The organism is Neorhizobium descurainiae (assembly GCF_051400715.1).
Taxonomy (GTDB): Bacteria; Pseudomonadota; Alphaproteobacteria; order Rhizobiales; family Rhizobiaceae; genus Neorhizobium.
This window is the reverse complement of record NZ_JBLFFK010000009.1, coordinates 1-25,997: the sequence shown is the minus strand read 5'-3', so window position 1 is coordinate 25,997 and position 25,997 is coordinate 1. Positions and strand designations below refer to the sequence as shown.

At 61.0% G+C, this 25,997-nt stretch carries 21 protein-coding genes and 1 pseudogene; 10 read left to right on the top strand and 12 right to left on the bottom strand.

Going from position 1 to position 25,997, the window contains the following annotated elements; translation table 11 throughout:
* Together ACMGE0_RS16855 and ACMGE0_RS16850 are read left to right on the top strand one after the other, a co-directional pair.
* On the top strand, positions 1-2,058 hold the full coding sequence (locus tag ACMGE0_RS16855) for an acetate--CoA ligase family protein (protein WP_436817027.1): 2,058 nt from the start codon (positions 1-3) through the stop codon (positions 2,056-2,058).
* Positions 2,055-2,840, top strand: a complete 786-nt coding sequence (locus ACMGE0_RS16850; protein WP_436817026.1) for a carnitinyl-CoA dehydratase — start codon at positions 2,055-2,057, stop codon at positions 2,838-2,840. Before ACMGE0_RS16855 ends, ACMGE0_RS16850 begins: the two co-directional genes overlap by 4 nt.
* A 3-nt stretch (positions 2,841-2,843) precedes the next feature.
* On the opposite strand, the gene ACMGE0_RS16845 is transcribed toward ACMGE0_RS16850, so the two are convergent.
* From ACMGE0_RS16845 to ACMGE0_RS16830, 4 genes are all read right to left on the bottom strand, one after another.
* On the bottom strand, positions 2,844-3,242 hold the full coding sequence (locus ACMGE0_RS16845) for a GFA family protein (protein ID WP_436817025.1): 399 nt from the start codon (positions 3,240-3,242) through the stop codon (positions 2,844-2,846).
* 7 nt (positions 3,243-3,249) lie between these two features.
* Entirely contained in the window at positions 3,250-4,479 is a 1,230-nt protein-coding gene (locus ACMGE0_RS16840) for an aromatic ring-hydroxylating oxygenase subunit alpha (RefSeq protein WP_436817024.1), read from the bottom strand.
* A gap of 95 nt (positions 4,480-4,574) precedes the next feature.
* Positions 4,575-7,028 (bottom strand): GcvT family protein, encoded by a 2,454-nt coding sequence (locus tag ACMGE0_RS16835; RefSeq protein WP_436817023.1) that lies wholly within the window; start codon positions 7,026-7,028, stop codon positions 4,575-4,577.
* On the bottom strand, positions 7,025-9,475 hold the full coding sequence (locus ACMGE0_RS16830; RefSeq protein WP_436817022.1) for a GcvT family protein: 2,451 nt from the start codon (positions 9,473-9,475) through the stop codon (positions 7,025-7,027). The genes ACMGE0_RS16835 and ACMGE0_RS16830 overlap by 4 nt, the downstream gene beginning before the upstream one ends.
* Before the next feature lie 102 nt (positions 9,476-9,577).
* Between ACMGE0_RS16830 and ACMGE0_RS16825 the strand changes: the two genes are divergently transcribed.
* The 5 genes from ACMGE0_RS16825 to ACMGE0_RS16805 all read left to right on the top strand — a co-directional run bounded on the left by ACMGE0_RS16825 (position 9,578) and on the right by ACMGE0_RS16805 (position 13,354).
* Positions 9,578-10,435, top strand: a complete 858-nt coding sequence (locus tag ACMGE0_RS16825; protein WP_436817021.1) for a LysR family transcriptional regulator — start codon at positions 9,578-9,580, stop codon at positions 10,433-10,435.
* 168 nt (positions 10,436-10,603) lie between these two features.
* Complete coding sequence (locus ACMGE0_RS16820; RefSeq protein WP_436817020.1) at positions 10,604-10,834, top strand: hypothetical protein; 231 nt, start codon at positions 10,604-10,606, stop codon at positions 10,832-10,834.
* A gap of 103 nt (positions 10,835-10,937) precedes the next feature.
* Positions 10,938-11,720 carry a DUF1194 domain-containing protein gene (locus tag ACMGE0_RS16815; protein ID WP_436817019.1) on the top strand — a complete coding sequence of 261 codons (783 nt, stop codon included), beginning with the start codon at positions 10,938-10,940 and terminating at the stop codon, positions 11,718-11,720.
* Positions 11,721-12,000: 280 nt separating this feature from the next.
* Positions 12,001-12,930 (top strand): TIGR02587 family membrane protein, encoded by a 930-nt coding sequence (locus ACMGE0_RS16810; RefSeq protein WP_436817018.1) that lies wholly within the window; start codon positions 12,001-12,003, stop codon positions 12,928-12,930.
* Positions 12,931-12,943: 13 nt separating this feature from the next.
* Positions 12,944-13,354 (top strand): TIGR02588 family protein, encoded by a 411-nt coding sequence (locus tag ACMGE0_RS16805; protein WP_436817017.1) that lies wholly within the window; start codon positions 12,944-12,946, stop codon positions 13,352-13,354.
* Positions 13,355-13,373: 19 nt separating this feature from the next.
* Here the strand turns inward: ACMGE0_RS16805 and ACMGE0_RS16800 are convergent, their stop codons facing one another.
* A complete protein-coding gene (locus tag ACMGE0_RS16800; RefSeq protein ID WP_436817016.1) occupies positions 13,374-13,937 on the bottom strand; it encodes a putative glycolipid-binding domain-containing protein in 564 nt (187 codons plus the stop codon).
* Between the two features lie 175 nt (positions 13,938-14,112).
* Entirely contained in the window at positions 14,113-15,282 is a 1,170-nt protein-coding gene (gene pobA / locus ACMGE0_RS16795) for a 4-hydroxybenzoate 3-monooxygenase (protein ID WP_436817015.1), read from the bottom strand.
* A gap of 110 nt (positions 15,283-15,392) precedes the next feature.
* Between pobA and ACMGE0_RS16790 the strand changes: the two genes are divergently transcribed.
* Entirely contained in the window at positions 15,393-16,289 is an 897-nt protein-coding gene (locus tag ACMGE0_RS16790) for a helix-turn-helix domain-containing protein (protein WP_436817014.1), read from the top strand.
* Positions 16,290-16,433: 144 nt separating this feature from the next.
* On the top strand, positions 16,434-16,967 hold the full coding sequence (locus ACMGE0_RS16785; protein ID WP_436817013.1) for a DUF992 domain-containing protein: 534 nt from the start codon (positions 16,434-16,436) through the stop codon (positions 16,965-16,967).
* 153 nt (positions 16,968-17,120) lie between these two features.
* Here ACMGE0_RS16785 and ACMGE0_RS16780 read toward each other — a convergent pair whose 3' ends face one another.
* A complete protein-coding gene (locus ACMGE0_RS16780) occupies positions 17,121-17,324 on the bottom strand; it encodes a cold-shock protein (protein WP_436817012.1) in 204 nt (67 codons plus the stop codon).
* A 249-nt stretch (positions 17,325-17,573) separates the two neighbouring features.
* Between ACMGE0_RS16780 and ACMGE0_RS16775 the strand changes: the two genes are divergently transcribed.
* Positions 17,574-19,697: a bifunctional diguanylate cyclase/phosphodiesterase gene (locus ACMGE0_RS16775; protein ID WP_436817011.1), complete on the top strand. Its 2,124-nt coding sequence runs from the start codon at positions 17,574-17,576 to the stop codon at positions 19,695-19,697.
* Between the two features lie 475 nt (positions 19,698-20,172).
* Here the strand turns inward: ACMGE0_RS16775 and ACMGE0_RS16770 are convergent, their stop codons facing one another.
* The 5 genes and pseudogenes from ACMGE0_RS16770 to ACMGE0_RS16750 all read right to left on the bottom strand — a co-directional run bounded on the left by ACMGE0_RS16770 (position 20,173) and on the right by ACMGE0_RS16750 (position 25,460).
* Complete coding sequence (locus tag ACMGE0_RS16770; RefSeq protein ID WP_436817010.1) at positions 20,173-20,595, bottom strand: response regulator; 423 nt, start codon at positions 20,593-20,595, stop codon at positions 20,173-20,175.
* Between the two features lie 13 nt (positions 20,596-20,608).
* On the bottom strand, positions 20,609-21,613 hold the full coding sequence (locus tag ACMGE0_RS16765; RefSeq protein WP_436817206.1) for a sensor histidine kinase: 1,005 nt from the start codon (positions 21,611-21,613) through the stop codon (positions 20,609-20,611).
* Positions 21,614-21,657: 44 nt separating this feature from the next.
* Positions 21,658-23,097 carry a DUF7125 family protein gene (locus tag ACMGE0_RS16760; RefSeq protein ID WP_436817009.1) on the bottom strand — a complete coding sequence of 480 codons (1,440 nt, stop codon included), beginning with the start codon at positions 23,095-23,097 and terminating at the stop codon, positions 21,658-21,660.
* Between the two features lie 1,294 nt (positions 23,098-24,391).
* The gene (locus ACMGE0_RS16755; RefSeq protein WP_436817008.1) at positions 24,392-24,892 is read right to left on the bottom strand and encodes an Hsp20/alpha crystallin family protein; all 501 of its coding nucleotides are present in this window, start codon (positions 24,890-24,892) and stop codon (positions 24,392-24,394) included.
* A gap of 92 nt (positions 24,893-24,984) precedes the next feature.
* Positions 24,985-25,460 (bottom strand): annotated as a pseudogene (locus ACMGE0_RS16750) (Hsp20 family protein).
* Between the last annotated feature and the right edge of the window lie 537 nt (positions 25,461-25,997).

Below are 25,997 nucleotides of genomic sequence, written 5' to 3'. Positions count from 1 at the left end.
ATGGTGAAATCCCTCGACCGCCTCACCCGTCCGAAGACCATTGCCGTATTCGGCGGCAAGGAGGCGCGGCGCGTCATCGAACAATGTGACAAGATGGGCTTTTCGGGCGAGATCTGGCCCGTCCATCCAAAGAACGACGAGATCCTCGGCCGCAAGTGCTACCGCTCGGTGGCGGATCTGCCGGCCGCGCCGGATGCCGCCTTCGTCGGCGTCAACCGGCAGTTGACGATCGAGATCATCCGCGAACTCTCGGCGCGCGAGGCGGGTGGCGCGGTGTGTTACGCCTCCGGCTTCCGCGAGGCCGCGCGCGAGTTGGCGGATGGAGACGAGCTGCAGCGCGCACTTGTCGAGGCGGCCGGCGACATGCCGATCCTGGGACCGAACTGCTATGGCTTCATCAATATGCTGGACGGCGCGCTGCTCTGGCCCGACCAGCACGGCATGTCCAGGATCGAGCGCGGCGTTGCCGTACTGACGCAATCCTCCAACATCGCCTGCAATATTTCCATGCAGAGCCGCGGCCTGCCGCTCGCCTATCTGATGACGGCGGGCAATCAGGCCCAGACGGGCTTGGCCGAGCTCGCCTGCACGGTCATCCAGGACCCGCGCGTCACCGCTGTCGGTCTGCATGTCGAAGGTTTCGACAACCTCGAAACGCTGGAACGGCTGGCCGGCCTGTCGCGAGAGCTGAAGAAGGCGGTCGCCATGCTGAAGGTCGGTAGGTCGGAGGCCGCGCGGCTCGCCACCGTCTCGCACACGGCGTCGCTTGCCGGCAACGACCGGGTCTCCTCGACCCTCTTGGAACGGCTGGGCATCGGCCGGGTCGAAACGCTGCCGGAGCTTCTGGAGACGCTGAAACTGTTGCATCTCTATGGACCGCTTGATTCCGCCGACATTTCCTCGATGAGCTGTTCCGGCGGCGAGGCCTCGTTGATGGCCGATGCCGGTGTGAGGCGGAAGATTTCCTACCGGCCATTGCTCGACGAACAGCTGAAGCCGCTGCGCGAGACGCTCGGCCAGATGGTAACGCTCGCTAACCCGTTGGATTACCACACTTTCGTCTGGGGCAATGGTGAGAAGCAGACGGCCGCCTTTACTGCTATGATGCAGGGCGGTTATGCGCTGAACCTCGTCGTGCTCGATTTTCCGCGGCTCGACCGCTGCGACGCGACCGACTGGCTGACAACCGTCAACTCGGTTGTGGCGGCGCATGCCGCGACGGGCGCCAATGCCGGCATCGTTGCCAGCATGGCGGAAAACCTGCCTGAAGCCGTGGCCGAACAGCTGATGCGTGATGGCGTGGTGCCCTTCTACGGCATCGAGGAGGCGCTGGCCGCGGCCGAAACCGCCGCCTTCATCGGGAAAGCCTGGAAGAAGCCTGCGCCTACACCAATGCTCAAACGCGCGGTTAAGGCAGGGGACGTCGTCACGCTCGACGAGAACGAGGCGAAACGGGAACTTTCCGCCTTCGGTCTGCCAGTCCCCGAAGGGCTGGTGGCGATGTCTCCCGAGGCAGCCGGCGCGGCCGCCGAAAGGCTCGGCTTTCCCGTGGCGCTGAAGGGGCGCGGAGTCGCTCATAAGACGGAGGCCGGCGCGGTAAAGCTCGACCTCCGGAACGTCGAGGAGGTCGTCGTCGCTGCCCATGCCATGGCGGGTGTCGCCAACGGCTACCTGGTCGAGAAGATGGCCGGCAAGCCGGTCGCGGAAATCATCATCGGCGCAATGCGCGATCCGGTTGCGGGGCTGGTGCTGACTCTCGGTGCCGGCGGCGTTCTGGTCGAACTCGTGGATGACTCCGCGCTGATCACCCTGCCGGCCTCGCCGGAAACGATCTCCGAGGCATTATCAAGGCTGAAGGTGAAGAAGCTGCTCGACGGCTACCGCGGCGCGCCGAAGGGCGATATCCCTGCGCTGGAGCGGGCAGTCGCCTCGGTCGCGGCCTGGCTCGTCGCCAATGCGGTTGATATCGAAGAACTCGACATCAACCCGGTGATGGTTCTCCCGGAAGGCGAGGGCGTCGTCGCCGTGGATGCGTTGATAAGACGGAGGATCCCATGACCGACGAACCGATCAAAACCCGCCGCGAGGGCGGCATCCTCGAGGTTACCATCGACCGGCCGAAGGCGAATGCCATCGACCTCAAGACCTCCCGGATCATGGGTGCGATCTTTCGCGATTTCCGCGACGACGAGGCTTTGCGCGTGGCGATCATCACCGCCGCCGGCGAGAAATTCTTCTGCCCCGGCTGGGACCTGAAGGCCGCCGCGGCGGGTGACGCGGTGGATGGCGACTATGGCATCGGCGGGTTCGGCGGCATGCAGGAATTGCGCGATTTGAACAAGCCGATCATCGCGGCGGTCAACGGCATCTGCTGCGGCGGCGGGCTGGAGATCGCGCTGTCGACCGACCTCATACTCGCTGCCGAACATGCAACCTTCGCGCTGCCGGAAATCCGTTCCGGCACGGTCGCAGACGCCGCCTCGATCAAGCTGCCGAAGCGCATGCCCTATCACATCGCCATGGACATGCTGCTCACCGGCCGCTGGCTCGACGTTCAGGAGGCGCACCGCTGGGGATTCGTCAACGAAATCCTGCCCGCGGAGAAGCTGATGGCGCGTGCGTGGGAACTGGCGCGGCTCTTGGAAAGCGGACCGCCGCTCGTCTATGCGGCGATCAAGGAAGTGGTGCGGGAGGCCGAAGGCGAGAAATTCCAAACGACCATGAACAAGATCACCCGCCGGCAGTTGCGCACCGTCGATATTCTTTATGGGAGCGAGGACCAATTGGAAGGAGCCCGCGCCTTTGCCGAGAAGCGCGACCCGATCTGGAAAGGGAAGTAGCGCTCAGAGCTTGTGCCCTGGGTATTGCGGCAGGTCGTCGGTGATCTCCCACCACGGGGCCTTGGAGCCTACGAAGATGTGATGCGTCGGCCGGATTGTCGGCGCATCGCTGAGCGTACCCATGGCGACATGGACCCAAGCTGCTTCGCGCACCAGCGAATAAAGAAGCGAACCGCAGGTGCCGCAATGGGCGTCGTGATTGTCCGGACTGCCGTAGATCAGCAGGTTATCCACGCCTTTCATCAGCATGAATTTTTCACGCGGGATACCGGCAAAAGGTTTGAAGGCCGAACCCGTCGTACGGCGGCAATTCGAACAATGGCAATTTGCGGCATAGACGAAGGCGTCTTCGACCGCATATGCCACCGCGCCGCAAAAGCAACTGCCCGACAATCTTTTCATGCCCGCCTCACGCCCGGCTGATTTCGTCCAGATACCAGTCGATATAGCGTAACTCGTTCTGTTCCATGGGCGCGATCGGGCCGGGTACGAAGAAGCGGGAGGCCACGCCGCGGGCGGTATGTTCGATGATCGCCTTGTCCTCGTCGGTCGTCACCTTCCAGAGCCAGGTGAGTTTATCCAGATCGTAGTCGCGGCCTTCCTCGGCATCGGCGTCGACAAGCCAGACCAGTTCCATCTCGCAGGTATCGACCGTCTTCGGAATGAAGCGGTAGATCATGCCGTGATCGGCATAACAGACGAGGAAGCTCGTGCCGCCGAGATGGATCGACGTCACGCCGCCGTCGAAATCGGAAAACCGCCCCATCAACGGAGCGAGAGGTTGGCCGTCCTTGCTGCCTGTCTTTACGCCGTCATAAAGCGCGTAGCGGAAGGCATGGATCGCCTCGCGGCCCTCGCGGGAGGTCTGCCAGTGGTTGCCGGAACCGACGTCGATACCGAGAGCACAGGTGCGCGCCTCCATTTTCGCATTCAGCTCCTCGATCATGTTGAGCGGCTGCTCCAATGCGTGGGTCTCGGAATATTCCGGATGCGCGGGACCGCAATGATAGCACTCGACATAGTTCTCCACCGCGAGCTTCCAGTTGGCGTCGAGGGGGTAGCTCTGTCGATGCGCGACCTTGGCGGAGGCCCAGCCGTATTGCCCGCAGGTGGCGTGCAGCAGGTTTTCGACGTCCGAGAATTCCAGCGGATCCTCAGCCAAGGAAATGAAGACGAGGCCCTCGACCACCCGGACATGCAGCTTCTTCAGCCCATGGTCCTCGCGGCGGAAATCTTTCGGCATCAGCCGCGCGGCCTTCAGCCGGCCGTCACTGCCATAGGTCCAGGCGTGGTAGGGACAGACGAAAGCTTTCGCATTGCCTCTCTGTTGCGTGCAGACCTCCGCGCCGCGGTGGCGGCAGACGTTCAGCATCGCATGTACCGTGCCGTCGCCGGCGCGGGTGAGGATCACCTGCTCCGCACCCAATCTGAACAGCTCGAAATCGTTCACGTTCGGGATGATGCTTTCATGCGCCAGGCAATGCCAGTGGCGAAAGAAGATGCGGCTCATGTCCCGTTCGAAGATTTCGGGGGCGTGGTAGAAAGGTCGCGCGAGGCCGTGGCCTTGCCGGTGGCCGGCAATAAGGTGATCGATGCGGTCGCCATTGATGCGCTCTTTCTCGAGTTCCGGTGTGAACATGGCATGTCTCCTTTGGCCGGAAAGCCGGTGTAATGATATGCTAAAGATATTCCTCCGGCCTGCCGGCCATCTCCTTGTGGGGAGGGAGCCTTTTCCTACATCTGCACCCGCTCGGCCCTCGGGTCGTATATCGGTGTCAGCGACGCCTCCGCCTTCACCCGCTCGCCGGCAATCTCAATCGCGTAGCTCGACGCTAGAACATCTGCAGCGCTTTCGCCTCTGCAGGGAACATAGCCGAGGCCGATCGCGCCGCCGAGGAAATGGCCGTAATTGCCGGAGGTGATGGTGCCAACAATTTTTCCATCGCGCACGATTGCTTCGTTATGGAAAAGCAGCGGTTCGGGGCTGGTGAGCTTGAACTGCACGAGCCGGCGGTTCAGCCCGGCATCCCGTTTCCTCAGCACGGCTTCGCGGCCGATGAAATCGCCCTTGTCGATCTTCACCGCAAAACCGAGCCCGGCTTCCAGCACGTGGTCCTCGTCGGTGATATCGTGGCCGAAATGCCGGAAGGCCTTCTCGATGCGGCAGCTATCGAGCGTATGGAGGCCACAGAGTTTCAAGCCGACTTCCGCGCCGGCCTGTTCCAGAACCTCGAAGACATGTGCTGCCTGGTCGGTCGAGACATAGAGTTCCCAGCCGAGTTCTCCCACATAGGTGACGCGATGGGCACGGGCGAGCCCCATGCCGATCTCGATCTCACGGGCCGTGCCGAAGGGGTGGGCATGATTGGAAAAGTCGTTGGGGCTGATCTTCTGCAACAGTTCGCGCGATTTCGGTCCCATCAGGCAGAGCACGCTTTCCGCTGCCGTCACATCGGTGACGACCGTGAATTCCTCGCGCAGGTTCTTGCGCAGCCAGGCGAGGTCCCGCTGCAGGGTCGCACCCGGGACGACGAGCAGGAAGGCGGTTTCCGATAGCCGGGTGACAGTGAGGTCACTTTCGATGCCGCCCCTTCCGTTCAGCATTTGAGTATAGACGATGCGGCTGGCGGGCACGTCCATCTGATTGGCACAGAGCCTTTGAAGGAAGGCCAACGCATCGCGGCCTTCGACACGGATCTTGCCGAATGAGGTCATGTCGAACAGGCCGACACCGGTCCTGACGGCCAGATGCTCCTCCCGCTGGTTCTCGAACCAGTTCTGGCGGCTCCAGCTATAGCGATATTCGCGCTCCTGATCGTGCCGCGCGAACCAGTTGGCACGCTCCCATCCGGCCACTTCGCCGAAGACAGCACCGCGGGCCTTGAGATGCTCATGGATCGGCGAGCGGCGCACGCCGCGAGCCGTCGCCATCTGCCGGTAGGGGAAATGGTCGGCATAGAGCAGGCCGAGCGTCTCGCTGACGCGCTCCTTGAGATAGAGCCGGTTCTTCTGGAAGGGCTGGGCGCGGCGGATATCCACTTCCCAGAGATCGAAGGGCGGCTCGCCGTCGTTCATCCATTGCGCGAGCGCCATGCCGGCGCCGCCGGAGGAAACGATGCCGATCGAATTGTAGCCGGCGGCGACCCAATAGCCTTTCAGCTCCGGCGCCTCGCCGAGATAGTAACGATCGTCGGGGGTGAAGCTTTCCGGGCCGTTGAAGAAGGTGTGGATGCCGGCCGTTTCCAGCATCGGCATGCGGTTGATCGCCTTTTCGAGGATTGGCTGGAAATGGTCGAAATCCTCCGGCAACTGATCAAAGCAGAAATCCTCGCGGATCGTCTCGCCCGCCGGCGGCCAGGGCTTTGCAACGGGCTCGAAGGCGCCGACCAGCATCTTGCCGGCATCCTCCTTGTAATAGGCGCATTCGTCCGGCACGCGCAAAACCGGAAGCTGAGCAAGACCGGAGATAGCCTCGGTGACGATGTAGAAATGCTCGCAGGCATGCAGCGGCAGTGTGACGCCGGATTGACGCGCAAGTTCACGACCCCACATGCCGGCGCAGTTGACGACATTCTCGGTCTCGATGACGTGGCGCTCCCCGGCCTGTTCGCAGGTCACCCCGGTTATCCGGCCGCTCTTCGTCAACACCTCGACGACTTTGACGCCTTCGATGATGGTGGCGTCGTTCTGCCGCGCGCCCTTGGCGAGCGCCATGGCGATATTGGCCGGGTCGCACTGGCCATCCAGAGGCAAGTGGACAGCGGCTTTTATGTCGCCGATGTTGAGATGCGGATAAAGCGCCTTGGCCTCTTCCGGCGAGATTTCCCGCACATCGATATCGAAGGCGCGGGCGAGCGAGGCCTGCCGATAGATTTCCTCCTTGCGCTCCTCGGTCAGAGCGACGGTCATCGAACCGTTCTGGCGCATGCCGGTGGCGATGCCCGTCTCAGCTTCCAGTTTGACATAAAGGTCGGCGGAATATTTCGCGAGCCGCGTCATGTTCTGTGAGGCGCGCAGTTGGCCAATCAGTCCGGCGGCGTGCCAGGTGGTGCCGCAGGTCAACTGCTTGCGTTCGAGCAGCACCACATCGGTCCAGCCGAGCTTCGCCAGATGATAGGCGACTGAACACCCGGAGACGCCGCCGCCGATGATGACCGCCCGGGCCTTGGAAGGGATGGGCTTGATCATGCGCGCAGCCTCTCGTTGGCCGGATCCCAGAGCGGCCGGTCAGGCTGGACCGCGGCCTTGAAGCGATCGCCGAAAATCTCGACTTCCAGTTCCGTGCCGGGTTCGGCAAGATCGGCGCGCAGCATGCCGAGCGCGATGGATTTGCCAATCCGATAACCCCAATTGCCGGAGGTCGTCTCGCCGACCACTTCGCCCTTGTGCCAGAGCGTCGACATGTAGGGCGCGTCGCAATCGCCGGCCTCGACGACGAGCGTCACGAAGCGTTTCGACACACCGCGCTGTTTTTCGGAGGCGAGTGCCGCCTTGCCCTTGAAATCCGGTTTCGACCAATCGACGAAGCGTTCGAGCCCGCCCTGCAGCACGGTGTAATCGGTGGAAAGGTCGCCCTTCCAGGCGCGATAACCCTTCTCGATGCGCAGACAGTCCAGCGCTTCCATGCCAAAGGGTTTCAGCCCGTGCTTTTGCCCTGCTTTCCAGACAGCATCGAAAACCGGCGCAGTGTCCTCCACCTTGGTATGGATCTCCCAGCCGAGTTCGCCCGCGAAGGAGACACGCACGAGCTGGCACCACCGGTCGGCGATCTGACAGGATTGGTGCGTCAGCCACCCTTTCGAAAGGTCGGCACCGGTGACTTCGGCGAGGATGTCGCGGCTCTTCGGACCGGTCAGGATTTGGCAGGAAAACTGGTCGGTAACATCATTGATTGAGAAGGCGGCATCGCTCGGCAGGTGCTTTTTCAGCCACTCGAGATCATGCCATTGGGCGGTCGCGGCGGTGATCAGGAAGAAGAAGTCCTCGTCCAGCATCATCACCGACATCTCCGTGACGATGCGGCCCTCGTCGTCGGAGAAATAGGCGAGGCCAATGCGACCCGGCTTCGGCACCTTGCCCGTGATCAGCGAGGTGAGCCAGGCGGCTGCTCCCGGCCCCTTGACCCGATAACGGGAGAAGCCCGGCAGATCGAGTATGCCTGCGGCATCCCGCACCGTAAGACATTCTTCCTCGATACGCGGCCTCCACGGCCCCTCGCGGTTCCAGGTCTGCGTCGCTTCCTCCGAGAGATCGTCGCCCGGCTTGGCGTACCACATGGCACGCTCCCAGCCGTTATAAGGCTTGAACTGGGCGCCCAGAGCGGCGATCCGGTCATGGATCGGCGAGAGTCTTCTGTTCCGTCCCGCCGGCCAGTAGTGTTTCGGAAAGTGCATGGCATATTCGTGGCCGTAGACTTCCATGCCCTTGGCGACGCAGTAATCCGGGTCGGAGGCAAAGGCCGTGTAGCGGCGCGGATCGCAGCTCCACATGTCCCATTCGGTCTCACCCTCGGTCACCCATTCGGCGAGCACTTTTCCGGCGCCGCCTGCCTGGCAGATGCCGAAGGTGAAGACACAGGCCTCGAAGGCGTTCGGCACGCCGGGCATCGGCCCGATCAGCGGATTGCCGTCCGGCGCATAGGGGATCGGGCCGTTGATAATGCGCGAGAGGCCGGCCGTTCCGAGGATCGGCACCCGCGCTACGGCATCGTTCAGATACCATTCAAGCCGGTCGAGATCGTCGGGGAAGAGCTGGAAGGAGAAGTCATTCGGCATCGGATCGCCGGATGTTGCCCAGTGAGCGCGACAGTTGCGCTCATAGGGGCCGAGGTTCATGCCGTATTTCTCCTGCCTAAGGTAATAGGAGCTGTCGACGTCGCGCAGCAGCGGTAGCTTGTGGCCGGCCTCCTTCGACCAGGCGGCAAGCTCGGGGATCTCCTCGAACAGGATATATTGATGGCTCATCACCATCATCGGCACGGCGCGGCCGAAAAGCTTTCCCACCTCGCGGGCGTAATAGCCTGCGGCGTTGACGACATATTCGCAGGCGATCTCGCCTTTCGGCGTGGTCAGGATCCACTCGTCCTTTTCGCGGCGCGCCGCCGTGACGGGACAGAAGCGGACTACTCTGGCGCCCATGTCGCGGGCGCCTTTCGCCAAGGCCTGTGTGAGTTGCGCCGGGTCGATGTCGCCGTCGTAAGGATCGTAGAGCGCGCCGGTCAGCTCGTGTGTCTCGAGGAACGGGTAGCGCTCCCGCATCTCGTCCGGAGTCAGGATGTCGAGGTCCATGCCCTGGTAGCGCCCCATGCCCACGACGCGCTTGAATTCACGAAGCCGCTCGTTCGTATGACCGAGGCGGATCGAACCGGTAACGTGGTAGTTCATCGGATAATCGACCAAGGCCCCTAGCTCGCGATAGAGCGAGGCGGAATAGCGCTGCATGTTCATGATCGACCAGGAAGACGAGAAGGTCGGAACGTTGCCGGCCGCATGCCAGGTGGAACCGGCGGTGAGCTCGTTCTTTTCGAGGAGAATGCAATCCGTCCAGCCGGCCTTGGCGAGATGGTAGAGCGACGATGCTCCCACCGCGCCTCCGCCGATGATCACCACGCGCGCCCGTTCCGGCAGTTCCGACATCGTGTTTCCCCTGATTTCGCAGTGAGATTTGCAGCGGAGTTGATCGGCATCAAGCGGGAAGATTTGGCTTTATTGATCGAAGATTTCGATTAGATTGCCGCGATGCAAATCGATCTGATCGAGACATTTCTGGACCTGATGGAGACGCGCAGTTTCAACCGCACCGCGGAGCGGCTGAACGTCACGCAGTCGACCGTTTCGCACCGGGTGAGCGCGCTGGAGGCGGAGTTCAACCGCAAGCTCTTCATACGCGGCAAGGGCGGCACGATGCCGACGGCCGCAGGGCTGCGGCTGCTCGATCATGCAAAGGCGCTGCAGCAGCAATGGCACGAGGCGGCCCGCGCCGTTGAAGCGGCCGGCGCCTATGAGCGGGCGATGCGGATCGGCATTCAGCACGACGTGGCGGAGGCGATCGCCGGGCCATTTGTAAAAGCCGTGCGGAGTGAACTTCCGGGCACGTCGATCTACCTGGAGGCCGATTATTCGGTTCAGATGAACCGCGATCTCGGCGCCGGCGATCTCGACCTCGCCGTGCTTTATACGCCGCACCACCTGCCGGACCTTCACTATGAACGCATAGGAGAGATTTCCTATGCGCTTGTCAGCACGAGCGCAAATACGGTCTCGGAAATCCGGCCGGAGGATTACATTTACGCCAATTATTCGCCCGCTTTCGACCGCGCTCACCGGCTCGCGCTGCCGCAGTTTTCCGCAGCATCCGTGGCGGCCGGCCGCAATCTGATCCTTTCCGAGCTCCTCTCGACGCTGGGCGGGGCGGCCTATGTCACCCGCGCGACGGCGGACGAACTGTCGCGGAAAGGGGTCGCGCAACCGGTGGCGGATGCGCCGGAAATCGCCCAGACCGTCCATGCCGCCACAAATGTCCGCTCCCGTCACGCGCACCAGCACCGCAAGCTGATCGCGGTTCTCTCCGCGCTGATTGCCGCTGGACCGTTGTGAACAGGACTTCCGATGACAGAAGCCGTGGTCGCGCAACGACTTCGGTTGTTTCTACCGTTCATTCAGGAAATAAAGAGGGACAGGATTCACGAAATCGGAGAGCTGCGTTAGATTTTCAATTGTGAATTGATTCGCGGCGACACGGGCTAACGATATCGCGAGGCTGCTTTGAGCGAACAAAGTCATGCCGGTGAAGAGAGTTATTCGATCGAACATTGGGCGATGAACCGCGCCCATCAGATCGTCATCCACCAGGGAATGAGCCTGGTGGAAGCGGCTCAGTGCCTGGACTACAAGAGAACCAACGCCAATACCTATGCGCTGCGAAAAGCGATCATGGATTGCCTCGTCGAAGCTTTGACGCAGGGGCCGCGGACTTCCTCGCCCCCCGGGGAATAGAATCCTATCACCGAAAGTTGAAGGTAGGCACGCGGAGGGGAGTCGCCCCCGAACCAACCTGTGTTACAGTTTCGTTACGACGAACGCAGTGATTGGATTGCCCATGCTTACAACACTCGCGATGGTGATGAGCCTTTCTGCCGCCGGTGCTCCAATCGTGGCGCAGGCGGGGGGAGGCGATGTCGATGTGGAACTGGTTCTCGCCGTCGATACGTCCCGCTCCATGGACTACGAGGAAGTCCGCATTCAGCGCGAGGGTTATGTCGAGGCGCTCAAGCACAAGGAGTTCATCGATGCTGTGCAGACCGGCCTTATCGGCCGCATCGCGATCAGCTATTTCGAGTGGGCAGGCGACGTGGTACCCGATTCCGTCATGGACTGGCAGGTGATCGAGACCGAGCAGGACGCTATCGACTTCGCCAACAGGCTCGAAGCCCGGCCGATCAACACCCAGCGCCGCACCTCGATTTCCGCAGCGATCGCGCAGGGAGCGACGATGATCGTTGCCAATTCCTATCGGGGCACACGGGAGGTGATCGATGTCTCCGGCGACGGGCCGAACAATTCCGGCAATCCGGTGGTACCGGCCCGTGACAAGGCGATGGAAGCAGGCATCATCATCAACGGGCTGGCGATCATGCTCCGGCCCTCCGGCGCGCCGGGTGGACTTGACAAATATTATGCCGATTGCGTGGTCGGCGGTCCCGGCTCCTTCGTGCTGCCGGTTCACAAGATCGAGGATTTTGCCGTTGCCGTGCGGCGCAAGCTGGTCATGGAGATCAGCGGCCTTGCACCACCCGCGACCGTTCAGAAGATTGCCGGCAATCAGCCGACCAGCGATTGTCTGGTCGGCGAAAAGCAATGGCAGGATCTGTTCGACCGCTGACGGCCGTTCCCCTCGACGTCTGGATATATGACAGAAAGGGGATACGGCTTTTCGGACGATCTTTTCGAAGAGCTTGCGAATAACGCGCCGGTGATGATCTGACGATCCGGTCTCGATAAATTGGGCGATTTCTTCAACAAACCCTTCACAGCGGCCGAGTTCGAAAAGGCGCTCCACGGGAGCCGCTTTTCGGCCGGCCCGGATCCTTCTCATCTCCGCTTGACGATGGGGCGGGAACATTTCCGCCGCATCGCGAGTTCCTGTCCGCCTTTTCGAACGGATGGGAGGAGCGATCTTGAGCGGCGTGACGGTGGCGCAGCAGCGCGGCGGCGATCATGGCGAAACCCGCCGTTTCCTGATCGGCATTGGCCGCGGCGCCGCCGGCGCCATGCTGTTCGGCATGCCGATGCTGATGACTATGGAGCTTTGGCAGCTCGGTTTCTATATCGAGCGATATCGTCTGTTCCTGCTTCTCATTGCCAATATTCCGCTTCTCGTGGTGCTTGCCGACCGCATCGGCTTTGAAAGAACCTCGACCTGGAGCGAGGCGTTTCGCGACGCCATGATCGCCTATGGCCTCGGCATCGTCATGAGTGCCACGGTTCTCATTCTGCTCGGCGATATCAAGCCTGACATGCCGCTTTCCGAGATGCTCGGCAAGATCGCCATCCAGTCGGTTCCCGCAAGCATCGGCGCGCTGCTCGGACGCTCCCAGCTCGGAGGGCAGGCAGGCGGCGATGCCGGCGCCGACAATGATCGGGGAGGGGAGCAGGAAGACAAGGGCGGCGATGGCGACGCCGTGCCCAATGAGATTTCCACCAGCTACAGCCGCGAGCTTTTCCTGATGGCGGTGGGCGCGCTTTTCCTCAACCTCAATGTCGCGCCGACGGAGGAGATCATCCTGATTTCCTACAAGATGACACCCTGGCATGCGATCGCCGCCATGGTCGTGTCGATCGCCATCATGCACGGCTTCGTCTACGCGGTCGCCTTCAAGGGTACGCACGAGATGCCCGAGGAAACCCCCTGGTGGCACGCTTTCTTCCGCTTCACCCTGCCGGGCTACATGGTGGCGATGCTGATCAGCGTTTACGTGCTCTGGACCTTCGGACGACTGGACGACACTGCCGTGACCCAGATGCTGATGTCGGTGATCGTGCTCTCCTTTCCCGGCGCGATCGGTGCCGCCGCTGCCCGCCTCATCCTGTGACGAGTGAATTCCAATGACGACCACGGCCAGCAGACGCCATACGGAAACAGAAGAGCCCCATTGGATCGAATGGGCGACGGGCATGATCTCTGCACTTCTGGTGATCGCGATGATCGCCTGGGTCGGCTGGGAAGCGTTGACCGAAGAGGACACGCCGCCGGAATTTTCCACTGCGGTCACCGGGCGCGGGCCGGTCGAGGGAGGGTACCGGGTCGAGTTCGAGATCGCCAACAAGGCGACCAAGACGGCTGCGGCAGTCGTGGTGCGCGGCGAGATCCTCGATGGCGGCAATACGATCGAGGATGCAGACGTAACCTTCGATTACGTGCCGGCGCAATCGAAATCCTCCGGCGCCATCCTCTTCTTGCAGGATCCCGGTTCACGGGAGGTCCGCATCCGCGCTGTCGGCTATACGGACCCGTGACATCCGGCCCGGCTCGCCGTCACGGCGGCATGATCCGCTCGAACAGATGCTCGTAATGTTGCACCAATCCCCGATCATCGACCACGAGATCCGCTTCGAAGCCGAGCGATAGGCCAAGGTCGACATAACGGAATCGATCCGGCCCCTGCCGGTCATAACGCTGCCTCGACCGTGCCACCGTCAGGGCAGGACCGTCGATGAAGGCGGTATCGAGGGCCAAGCTTGTCCGTGCATCTTCCATCAGCATCTTGCGGATGGGAAAGGTGTTGCAGAAGGGGGTGACCGAGAGGTCTGGCTCCTCGGCGCCTTCGAGGTCGGCCCGGGGCAATCCATCCACCCGCCAGCCCGTGCCGGCTCGCTCCAGGTGCAGCATGCCATGATCCTGTGCGCTCCAGCACTCGACCGTGACCGACTGCGCGCTCCAGCGAGGATCGAGACGCCAGCGGTGCTCCAGACGGAAACCGCCGCTTTCGAGACAGATTACCGTGGACGTCGCGGTGACGACATCCGCTTCGACCGAAAGCTCAAGACGCTCAAGGCCTTCGAGATCGGTCCGACGCCAGAAAAGGATGGACGTGCTCATGCCCAAGTCTCCTCCCATGGTCTAACGACTGCTGCGGAGTTTGACGCGTATGCGGACTCCGCACGCAACTGGCATCTTCGCGCCATGTGCTCAAAGAGGCAACCCATGCGGTCTCGGCGTTCCGCGCTGAACGCCGAACTGCGCGTTTGCTTCCGACCGATACGCCTGCTTCTCTTCAATACGGCAGGCCGACGTAGTTTTCCGCCAGTGCGGTGGAGGCGGCTTTCGAGCCGACGAGATAGTCGAGTTCGGCTTCCTGGATCTTCTGGCCGAATTCGCCGGTATCGGGGAAACGATGCATCATTGTCGTCATCGACCAGGAGAAGCGCACGGCGCGCCAGACGCGCTTCAGCGCCCGCGCCGAGTAAGCGTCGATTCCGGCGGCGGATTTTTCCTCGTAGAATTCCTGCAGGCCATCGAAGAGGTAATAGACGTCGCTCGCCGCCAGGTTCAGCCCCTTGGCGCCGGTGGGCGGCACGATATGGGCGGCGTCGCCGACAAGGAACAGCTTGCCGAAACGCATCGGCTCGGCGACGAAGGACCTGAGCGGCGCGATCGATTTCTCGAAGGACGGGCCGGTCACCATGCGCTCGGCATGTTGTACCGGCAGCCGGCGGCGCAGCTCGTCATAGAACCGGTCGTCCGGCCAGTCCTCGATCTTCTCGTCGAGGGCGCACTGGATATAGTAACGGCTGCGGGTTTGCGACCGCATCGAGCAGAGTGCGAAGCCGCGCGGGTGGTTGGCATAGATCAGTTCGTGGCTCACCGGCGGCACTTCGGCGAGGATGCCGAGCCAGCCGAACGGATAGACGCGCTCGAAAGTTTTCAGCGCGCTTTGCGGCGCTGATTTGCGGCTGACACCATGATAGCCGTCGCAGCCGGCGATGAAGTCGCAAGCGATCCGATGGGTGACGCCGTCCTTTTCATAGGTGACGTAGGGTTTGCCACCTTCGAAATCGTGCGGCGTGACATTGGCCGCCTCGTAGATCGACACGCCGCCTGTGGTCTCGCGCTTGTCCATCAGATCATGGGTGAGCTCCGTCTGCCCGTAGACCGTGACGCGCTTTCCCGTCAACCCGAAGAGGTCGATGCGGTGATCGCGGCCGTCGAAGGCGAGAGAGAAACCGTCATGTGGAAGGCCTTCCCTGTGCATCCGCGCGCCCGCGCCGGCGCGGTCCAGCATGCCGACCATGCCTTCTTCCAGCACGCCTGCACGCACGCGACCGAGGATATAATCCTTGCTCACCCGATCGAGAATGACGTTGTCGATGCCGGCATTGGTGAGCAATTGGCCAAGCAGCAGGCCGGAAGGGCCCGAACCGATGATGGCGACTTTCGTGCGCATGAAATCCTCCCGAATCGTCCCTCATGGTAAGCGCGTGATCAGGGTGCCGAACAATGGACATTTTGCGCAATCTATAGGACAAAACAAACATCATGTTGCTGGAGCCTACAATGCTTTCGCCGGTCCCCACTTACGATCTTTATGGCGAGAGCCGTACGAAACGGCCGGATTTCTGGCTCCATTGCGAAACGATCGCTTCGCGCAGCAGCACGCATCATTGGGAGATCGGACTCCATCGGCACGAGAGTTTTCAGCAGTTCCTGTACATTCGCGACGGATCGGGCGACGCGATCCTCGGGCCTGCGAAGGTCGCTCTCCTCCCTCCTTGCGTGGTGGCCGTGCCGCCCGGTGTCAGCCACGGCTTTCGTTTCTCCCGCGACATCGACGGGCTGGTAATCACGCTGGTGGCCGAACGATTGCGGCTGACCGCCGGCCTCGCAAAGCGGCCGGGCGACTGGCTCTCGAGTCCCCGGCTGATCGCGTTGCCGGCGAGCGACGATGCCCGCTATCTCGACGAGACCTTCTCACGCCTCTTTGCCGAATTCGAGACACGGCGGGTCGGCCGCAACGATCTCATCGAGGCCTATCTGATTGCGGCGATCCTCATTCTCGGCCGCGTCGTCGGAGCCGACGGCAAGGGAGCAGCGGAAGATATCAATCTTGCGCGCGTCGAGGCGCTGAAGGATCTGATCGGCCGGCACTTCCGCAAGCAGCTTCCTGCGGAAATCTATGCCAAGCTCCTGAACCTCTCGCCGACGCATCTCAACCGCATCGTGCGCGACGTCACCGGTATGAGCATCCACGATCTCGTCATGGCCCGTGTCATCGATGAAGCCCGCCGCGCGCTCGTCTTCACCACGGCGAGCGTTCAATCCATAGCCGACGGACTCGGCTTTTCCGATGCCGCCTATTTCTCCCGCTGCTTCCGCAAGCGGACCGGCCAGACGCCGCGCGAATACCGCGAGGCCGAACGCGAGAGCCTGCGGCGGGCGGAGGTCGCCGATTAAAGCGCGCCTCACGTTTGGAACATTTCGGTGACAATTCGTGTGCCGCGGTGCGGGATCATTCTTCCGCCACATGCGTTAGCCAACGCTGCTTGCCCGCTTGAGGTGAGTCCCAATAACGGGCGGCGAAGATAAAGGAGTACAGGGATGAAAAACTATGTTGCCGTGGCGCTTGCCGCCATTCCGGTTTTGACGAGTGCCGGAGCGGCCCTTTCGGCCGACGTGATTTCCCGCCGGGACCGCGTTCCCGTCTATGAGGAGCCGGATCAGCGGGGCGGTGTCCGCATCGGCTATCTCGACTGCACAATCGGCGGCGGCGTTGGTTACGTGCTAGGCTCCGCCAAGGAAGCCGATTGCGTCTTCACGTCGGCGATCGGCAGCGAGCCGCTCGACCATTATACCGGAGTGGTCCGCAAGATGGGCGTCGATCTCGGCTTCACCACCCGCAGCCGGTTGATCTGGGCCGTCTTCGCCCCGACCGCCGGCTATCACCATGGCTCGCTCGGCGGCCTTTACCAGGGTGCGACGGCGGAAGCCACCGTCGGCGCCGGCATCGGCGCCAACATCCTTGTTGGCGGCACGTCCGGCTCCATCCATCTGCAGACGGTGAGCGTCACGGGTCAGCTCGGTCTCAACGTTGCAGCCACCGGAACGTCGGTCACGCTCACTCCGGCAAGCTGACATTACCGCGGAGCTCTGTCCTCTCTCCGGAGTGGGGAGAGGACAGATCGAGGTTACCCGATCGTCTTCGTGCGGAAGCCGGAGCCGCGGTAACCGGATTGATATCAATCATGATCTGTCGCTGCTCCGCCGTTGACGAAGCAGCAAGCTTGATCAAAGCACGGTGACGTTTTCGGCTTTCGACTTCCCAGTCTTGCGATCTTGCCCCAGCTCGTAGCTCACCTTTTGCCCGTCCCTTAGCGAACTGGCCCGCTGCAAAGCGGACATGTGCACAAACACATCAGCTCCCCCGTTATCGGGCGTGATAAAGCCAAACCCCTTGTCTTCATTGAAAAATTTAACGGTGCCAGTAGGCATGAGAACTCCTCGCTGCTTGTGCGGCCGCTTGCCGCCCGCCGAACCTATAGCTCGATCGCTCAGCTATCAACGGTCCGCGGCATTTTCTTTGCCCGGAAGGTAGGTTCTCCGCCGACATCTTAAGGAGGCGTTGACCAAACACATTAGTGTTTTTTAATATTCGGGCATGCTATCGGATGGATGCAGCGCAATGCGGACATGACGTCTTCTGCAGCCTTGGGCACCTCAACGAAGCTGGAATAATCCGTCATGCTCGCACGCCGACCGAAGGAGAGCCGTGAAGGCAACTCCGTTTTCATTGCCACCTCGCTGCTCCTTCTCATCGCCATGGTCCTGGGCGGGATGGGTGCACATGTGGTTGACCGCATGCGCAGTACCGCGAACGCGCTCGATGACAACAGAGCCATTCTGGCGGCGGAAACGGCCGTCTCCTCGTTCAAGGAGCAACTTGCTGCAACCGTGCGGGACAATGCCGTTTGGGATGAGGCCTACAAGGCAATCACGCAAGGGGATCGCGAGGGTTGGGCTTATGAGAATTGGGGCAAGACCAGCGAGGATTATGCGCTTTATGATGGAGTAGCGCTGACGGCACCCTCAGGGGCTAGGAGCATCGCCTATCTCAAAGCCGACATAATCGATCCGAACGAATATCTTGGTGCAAAATTTCCGGTGCAAACGAAGGCTGCAGCGCGGCCCGGCATCGATCCCATTGTCAACATCTTCAGAAGCGGCAACGATATCATCGCGGTGGCGTCGGAAGCGGTCCAGCCGTACGGAACACAGGTTCAGGATTCTGAATACTATGTCCTCAGCTTCTTCAAGATCCTGACTTCTGAAGTCGTGGCCAAAATGGCCAAGGAACATCAGCTGCCAAAGCTTCACATAACCCGCAATGCGGCGAGCGATCTTCTGACTTTGCCGCTCATGGATGTCGATGGAGTCGAAGTCGCGCGTTTGGCTTGGCCAAGTGCCGCTCCTGGAAATACGATTTTCGATGAGGTGCGCCCTTTTATTGCAGCGGCGATCGCGATCCTTGGCCTCTATTTGGCCGGTGTCCTGTTAGCAGGTTGGTCGGAAACTCGCCGCTTGAAGAGCTTGGCGGGTCGCGCACGACATGAAGCCACCCACGACAGCCTCAGCGGGCTCTTGAACAGGCTCGGTCTCATCGAAGCGCTGGACCGGCTCATGCAGGCTGACAAGAGCCAGATACTGGTTTTGCATCTTATCGATCTCGACGGCTTCAAGGCGGTCAACGATGCTTGGGGGCATGCGATCGGGGACCAGCTGATCAAGCTGGTGGCGCACGCCCTCCGTGATATTCACGCCGACGTGGCGGGTGTCGCACGGCTGGGCGGCGATGAATTCGCTCTGGTTCAGCTCGGCTCCGCAAATCTCACCGAGCTTGACAATCAACTTCTTGAACGCCTCAAAAAGCCGTTTCTCATCGAAGGCCGCACGATCGAAATCGGCGCAAGCATCGGTGTTGCGTCCCGTGACGACGCAGAGAATGCGCATGAACTTCTTCGTCGGGCGGATATGGCCCTTTATGAAGCGAAGGAAACGGGCAGGGGATGTGCGGTCACCTATCATCCGGATCTTGACTGTCGGCGCGAAAAGATCGCGGCTTTGGAAAGCGACCTTCGGCGCGCCCTCCAGAATGATGAAATCCAGCCTGTCTTCCAGCCTTTGGCTTCGGCGGCCTCGGGCGAGATAACAGGCGTGGAGGCGCTGGCCAGATGGAGACGCGCTGAAAGAACAATCGGCCCGGATGCGTTCATACCTTTGGCGGAGAAATGCGGATTGATCGATATCCTCGGCCTCCAGATGCTTCGGAAGTCCATCGTGGCAGCCCGCGCATGGTCTCCACTCACCTTGTCCGTCAATGTTTCTCCGATCCAGCTATGCAACCCGCATTTTGCCGCCGATGTGCTCACTGTTTTAAACGAGGAGAGCTTTGATCCTTCCCGACTGACGTTGGAAATCACCGAAGCGGTGCTGATGTCGAACCCTGAGCAGGCACGACGCTCCATCACCGCCTTGAAATCGGCAGGCATCCGGTTTGCCCTCGATGATTTTGGCGCCGGTTATGCCAGTATCGGCACGCTGCGCGAGTTCGGCTTCGACCGGATGAAGATCGATCGCTCCCTGATTCAAGCCATGGATAACGGCAGTACCGGCCGGAACGTCCTGACAGCCACGATCTCGTTGGCTAGAGCCCTGGGGATTCCAGTCACGGCTGAAGGCATTGAATCCATCGATCAGGCGGACGCCGTCCGAGTTGCCGGTTGCGATCAGCTGCAAGGCTACTTGGTGGGCAAACCCATGGGGCGAGACGAGCTTGCATCCTGGCTGGCTTCGTCGCTTGCCGCCTGAGATCTTCCTGTGGCGTCAGCAGGGCTGGCCGGCACCGCCGATCTTGGGGGGAACTTGTCGCCTTCCTAAAGCTGACCACATTGGTTCGCTGCGTCTCGCCGCCGCGAAGGTGTGCTGCCGGTGTTGCGGCTGCGCGTGTCCTTGGTGCGGAGAAAAGGTTCGATGAGAACATCCGCCACTTCATGAGGAATGCCCGGGCCTTCATCGCCGAGCGACAGGACTGTATGCTGGATGGACGTTGACACAGCGATGTGAGTGCTCTCTGCGTGTTGATGGCATTCTCGATTCAGCTGGCAGTCATCCGGCTTAATCCCCACCGGCCTGCAGGAGCACAATACCTCGGCCTCAGAGGTGACGAGTAAATCGATCCGATCGAAGAAAGCATGTCCGGACGACCTATGTGATGCCATCGAGGCATTGGGCGTCCAGCTCAACCCTTACATTCTGTCCTGTAGCTTTGGGTTATCGCTAGCTGTCAATGACGTGGTGAAAGCAAGTCCGGTTTCGCCGTTTCTGTCGCCTCACCGCGACCTCCCTGCCGGAACAGTTCGAGTTTGTCGGCAAGATCGGAACTCGACACCGGTTTCCCAATCGTTGCAAGCGCCGTCTGCGGATATTCCGCAGCGATCCGTTCCTGGCCAGTGACGAAGATGCTGGGAATGCCGTGCTGGCGAAGCCATCTCGCCGCAGCTGGGTCGGTTCGCCCATCGGCGAGGTCGATATCTACCAGCACCCCGTCCACCTCGAGAGTGTCTATATTTCTGACGAGGTCGGCGAAGCTGTTGGCCGAACCCGTGAATACATGTCCCAGATCTTCGACCATCGCCTCGACGTGAAAGACGATCAGCGGATTGTCTTCGAGATAGAATATACGCAGTGGCGGCGCTGACGGGTCCATGCGCCCAAACCTCCTAGGCTTCTCGGTGTTCCCACGACACGCGCGAAAGCGGACCGCCGAAAATGCATTGCAATCCCTGCCGGTCAAACAGAATGCTCGGCGGCGTGCCGAACAGGCCAGATAATGCCGACCGGATATATCGCGTTCCATATCCGCTCCTCGAGGGCTCGCAAGCAGGCGGTCCTCCACTCTCGACCCATTGAAGTGTCAGGAGGTCGTCATCCGACGAAATGGTCCAGTTCAGCTTTATCCGGCCGCCCGGTTGGGAGAGAGCACCATATTTGAGCGCATTGGTCGCGAGTTCATGAAGACAAAGGCCAAGGGTGGTCGCGGCTTCCGGGCGCAGAAGGATCGTCGGCCCTTCGAAGGCAAGGCGATTTTGATTTTCGGTCTGGTAAGGACTGAAGGTGAGATCGACGACGTGGCGGAGCTCCACGCCCTCGCCATCCGCCTGAAAGACCGCCGAGTGCACATTGGCAAGTGCTCTGAGACGACCCGCGAAATCGTCGGCAAAATCATTCAGCGCCACAGCGCGGCGACGGGTCATTTCAAAGATTGAGGAGATGCTTGCGAGGATATTCTTCACACGATGATTGAGCTCGCGCCGCAGTTCGACCTCACGCTCGATATGGTCGCGCACGTCCCGTTGGCGCAGACGCGCCAGCAAGCTGGACTGAATGCCGCTGAGCAGCTCTAGCGCCGTTACGGGCCGCTGGTAATAGATCTGACGGGAACGGGGCCAGGCAGTGGAGAGTTCGGCGCGGATGCGCGTCTGTGGGGCCGAACGGTCGAGCAGAACGACGAGCGGCATCTCGGACCAAGCAGGTTGGTCGATCAGATGACGGCGGACGATCTCCAATACCTCCGGCTTGAGGGCCTCGTGGGTTGCGACAATTATGCCTGGCGATTGCTCCAGCAGGACCAGCATCTCTTCCACGCCCGCCGCGCGACGGATCGGCACGCCGTGCTGGGTAAGCAGCGCTTCCAGATAATCGGCGTCGCGCCGATAAGGGGCCATCGCCAACACCCAGTCGAGACGGCTGTCGTTGCCAGGCACGGGTGCTACGCCTCCGGAAGCGGATTATAGGCGATCACCGAGACGCCGGAGCTTTGGATGAATAGTTCCCGCACGTCCAGATCGTGCGGACCATGCCGCTTCTTCACGACGGTAATGCTGCGCCGCAGCCTGCCGTCGTGCTCCATGATGCGCAGCAAGAGCACGGTGTCTCCCAGGAAACTCACGTCAACGTCGATGCCTACGTCCTGACCGAGGAGGCCGTGCTGCGCGACAATGAGAATCGTAAGAACGCCAGCGCGGGCGAGATATTTAAGGAGCGATTGGATATCGCGAACCGCCTTCTCCCGGTGCGGCAGCGAGTTCAGATAACCGGTGAAACTATCGATCACGACGACCTTCACCTTTTCACTGCTCACCACCTGCTGGACGATTTGGCCGAACTCCCCCGGCGAGATCTCGTTTGGATTAAAGTCGCGGATAATCAGCTGGCCATCCTCATAGAACTGACGCAGGTCCATGCCGAGGCCCTCAGAGCGCCGGAAGAAGGTCTCGACCCGCTCCTCAAATAGGAACAGGGCAACGCTCTCGCCGCGCTTGAGCGCCGCAGTTGCGTAAAGCGACGCCATGGTCGATTTGCCGGTCCCGGCTTGACCGATGACGAGTGTAGTCGTCCCGGACTCCTGTCCACCGCCGAACATCTCGTCGAGCGTGTCGACCCCGGACTTAATAAGCTGTGGCTTAATTGCTCTTGCCACCGCGCCCGGTATGATCCGTGGGAACACGACCACGCCGTCGCCCTCGCGCAGGGTCATATCATGATAACCGTCGGCAACTGGCACGCCGCGCATTTTGCTGACTTCGATGCGACGGCGGACGGGACCATATTCCTCGATCGACTTATCCAGGCGTATGACGCCGTGGGCGATGCCATCGACTTCCTCGCCCGTGCGATCTGTCTCGCGCGTTTGGGTATCGAGCAGCAGTGCCACGATATTGCGCTTGGCAAGGAACGCCTTGAAGGCGATCAGTTCGCGGCGGAACCGAGGCGAATCGCCAGTGATCAGCCGGATTTCCAGCAGTGAATCATAGACTAGACGGCTTGGCTTATGCTCCTCGATTGCGCGTTCTATCGTCTTCCTCGTTTCGTCGAGGCGGAGCTCTGCAGTCTGGAAGATGGTCTGGTCAGCGGCGCTATTGACGGAGTCGGAAGCCGAGAGTTCCTCGACCCGGATGCCGTCGAGCGCCCAGCCGTGCGATAGCGCGATCGCCTCCAGCTCCGCTCTTGTCTGGGACAGGCTAACATATATGCAGCGCTCGTCTTGGGCTACGCCCGCGCGCAAGAATTGCAGCGCCGCTGTCGTTTTGCCCGATCCCGGTGCACCTTGAAGGATATAGAGATTGGAGGCTGGTAAGCCGCCCCGAAGGATTTCGTCGAGTCCGGTAATGCCGGAGCTCACCACGGTCTGCTTCTTACGTTCAGCCACGCTCACCTCTCGATCTTATCCAATTTGAAGACGCACAGCGAACAATAGTGCCGTTCGAATTGATTTCGAGTTCTTGAACGCGCTCGACGGGTTACAGTTCCTTGGTCAGAGATGTCGCGCCCGACCTGCCGTCGGGAGGGCCGACCGGCGAATCTCCAGCTTGTGTCGCGCGATCAGAGCCTCGGAATGCTGACTGCCCCGAAACCTCTGATCCGTCAGGTTGGGATCGTCTTCAAACGAGCCGGCTCGCTTCATAACGTAAGAACCTGCCGGGTCCTTCGTCCAATGTCAGCTCCGCCCAGATGGCGGCGCCCAGAGTAGCGCTCAGGATACCTAGACTGCCCTCCTTCCTCCCGCCGTATTTGGAGGAAAAGCCAAACCTAGTCGGATAGCCGGCTACGGGACCCGCTTCCACGCCATGATCGAACAGCTGCGGGCTCGGTGCCTCTGTGGCTTATCGCTCACCGGCCCTCTGCTTCGCTCCCTTTCATGGCTGGTCGCCTATCGGTTCTATAAGCCACCAATGTTGCGGTCGGTGGTGCCGCGCGAGAGAAACGGCACGTCTTCGATTTCTGCGAGCATGTTCTTCTTCTTGAGGAACCGTTCGAAATTGTCGACCACGGCGCTCAACGGGAACCGACCGGCTACGGCATCGCGGCATGCCCTCCACATTGTCTCATGCGAAACATCCCGCTTTCCTCCAGCCATTCCTCAAGGAAATCGAAGTGTCATTGCGTCGGAACCCTGCCCGTTTTCGTTGGCGGCGTCCGCCATGGCCACAGCATAGCTGTCCCGGAGGGAGGATAGGCCCAGCCGTTCCAGCGTAGCGACCGTGAAGGACCGGGCGTTGTCAGGCCGGCGCGGCCGCGGCTTTGCATTCGGCAGACCTGCTTGTGAACGACATAGTCGAGACCCTGCCGCGCGGCATAGCGTATGGCCGACTGCAGAGTCGGGAAGTCGAGTTCGATCTGGATTAAAAGGGTCATTGCTGCCCGTGTAACCCATCAGGGGTTCGATGAACGGTGCGCTGCGCCGCACCTTTCCGGAGGTGCTGACTGCCCGGCTGCGCTTGAAGATATGTGCCACAGCGTTCTCGGGGAACAGGGGCGGGCCGGCACGAGGGTGGGCTGGCTATTGTATTGTCCGGCATGCCCCACGGCGGGCTGCCGAGTTGCTTCTGTTGACATAATGCCCCAGTCTCAACTGCGGCTCCAAGATTCTCCATCACTCATCCTCTTCCTCAAGTGATGGAGCGCCGGCGCCACCAAGGTGCGGTGCCGGCGCTCCGTCATTCTCAGCTCTTGATCGCGATGCGCTTGACTTGCGACTGCGCCTTTTCGCTCTTCGGCAGTACGACGGTCAGGACGCCGTTCTTGAACCGGGCGTCGACATTGTCGTCCTCGACTTCATAATCGAGCGGAATGCGCCGTTCGAAGCGGCCGTAGAAGCGTTCGGAGAACTGCTTTTCCTGATCTTCCGTTTCCGAGCGCTTTTCACCCTTCAGGGTCAGCACGCCGTCGTCGAGCAGCACTTCGATATCCTTTTCCTCCATGCCGGGGACTTCTGCCGTCACCTTGATTTCCTTGTCAGTCTCGGAGATCTCAACGGTCGGCCAGCCGGCGTTGAGGGACGGAAAGGAGCCGAAGGCCGGAAGGCGATTGTCGAAGGAACGGAAGACGTCGTCGAACAGCCGATTCACCTCGCGGTGTAGCGACAGGAACGGATCGCGATTGTCGTCGCGATAAACGGTCGGGGTCTGATTGCGGCCCCCGGGAATCAGATCACGGACATTCATGACATTCTCCTCTCTCTGTTTTGTTGGCAAAGCTCCGCCGCAGGTGCCGAGCGCTGCTCGGCACCTGGACCATGTTCGGCTGTAGGAAAGCCTCAGGCGGCCGCCTTGTCAGCTGCCATTTGCTTAGTTTCGACCTCCGGCAAAGCCTGATCGCTGGCGATTTCGATCCGGCGCGGCTTCATCGCTTCGGGGACTTCCCGCTTCAGATCGATGGTCAGAAGGCCGTTGGCGAGGCTTGCTCCCAAGATCTTGATATGGTCGGCAAGCTCGAACCGACGCTGGAAGGAACGGCCGGCAATACCGCGCAGGTACTGTCCATCTTCGCCGTTCGCCCTCTGGCCCGACACGACGAGCATGTTCTGCTCCTGCGTGATCGTCATCTCGTCCCGCGAGAAGCCGGCAACCGCCATGGCGATGCGATAGCCGTCCTCGTCGGTTTTGACGATGTCATAGGCGGCCAGTTGTCGATCGACTCGCCGCGGCTTGCGGCGTCAAGTGCGTTCAACATTCGGTCGAAACCGATGCTCAACCGGAACGGGGGAGAGAAATCGAAAGTGGTGGTTCTCATAGCCACATCCTCCTTTGAAGCAATATGGGTACAAGATGGCGTCAAGCTCAGACGTCCTCGACGCCTGATTGACGCGCCGGACCCACATTTGAGCATCCGGCGATAAATGATTTAGTTCAACAGTATGGCCGTTCAAGAGGTAACGTGCGGGCGCAGGCCCAGTCCCGATTGATTTGATGACATGAGTGCTGCGGATGAGGGATCAGGTGACACCTACCCGGAACAATCATCCGGCTCATCCGGTTGTAGAGCCATGGCAGAGGAAACCGGTTCTAAATTGACACGACTGATCCGGCGGCATGCAAATGATCCGACGGCGCAAAGGCAGTTGAGCAGACTGCCGGCTTTTGCTGTCCCTGAGGATTCGGCGGGGCTGTTCGCGAGCTTGCTCCTAGAGGCTTCGCCAGGCTGAAAATGGTGCAGCCGGCGGTCCTCGCGTCTCGAATGCGCCCCCCTGCTAGGCAGGGGAATCGCATATGGAATTTCTTGAGTTGCATGCAGGTCTAAAAGGGATTCTTTGAGACGGCAGTTTTTTGA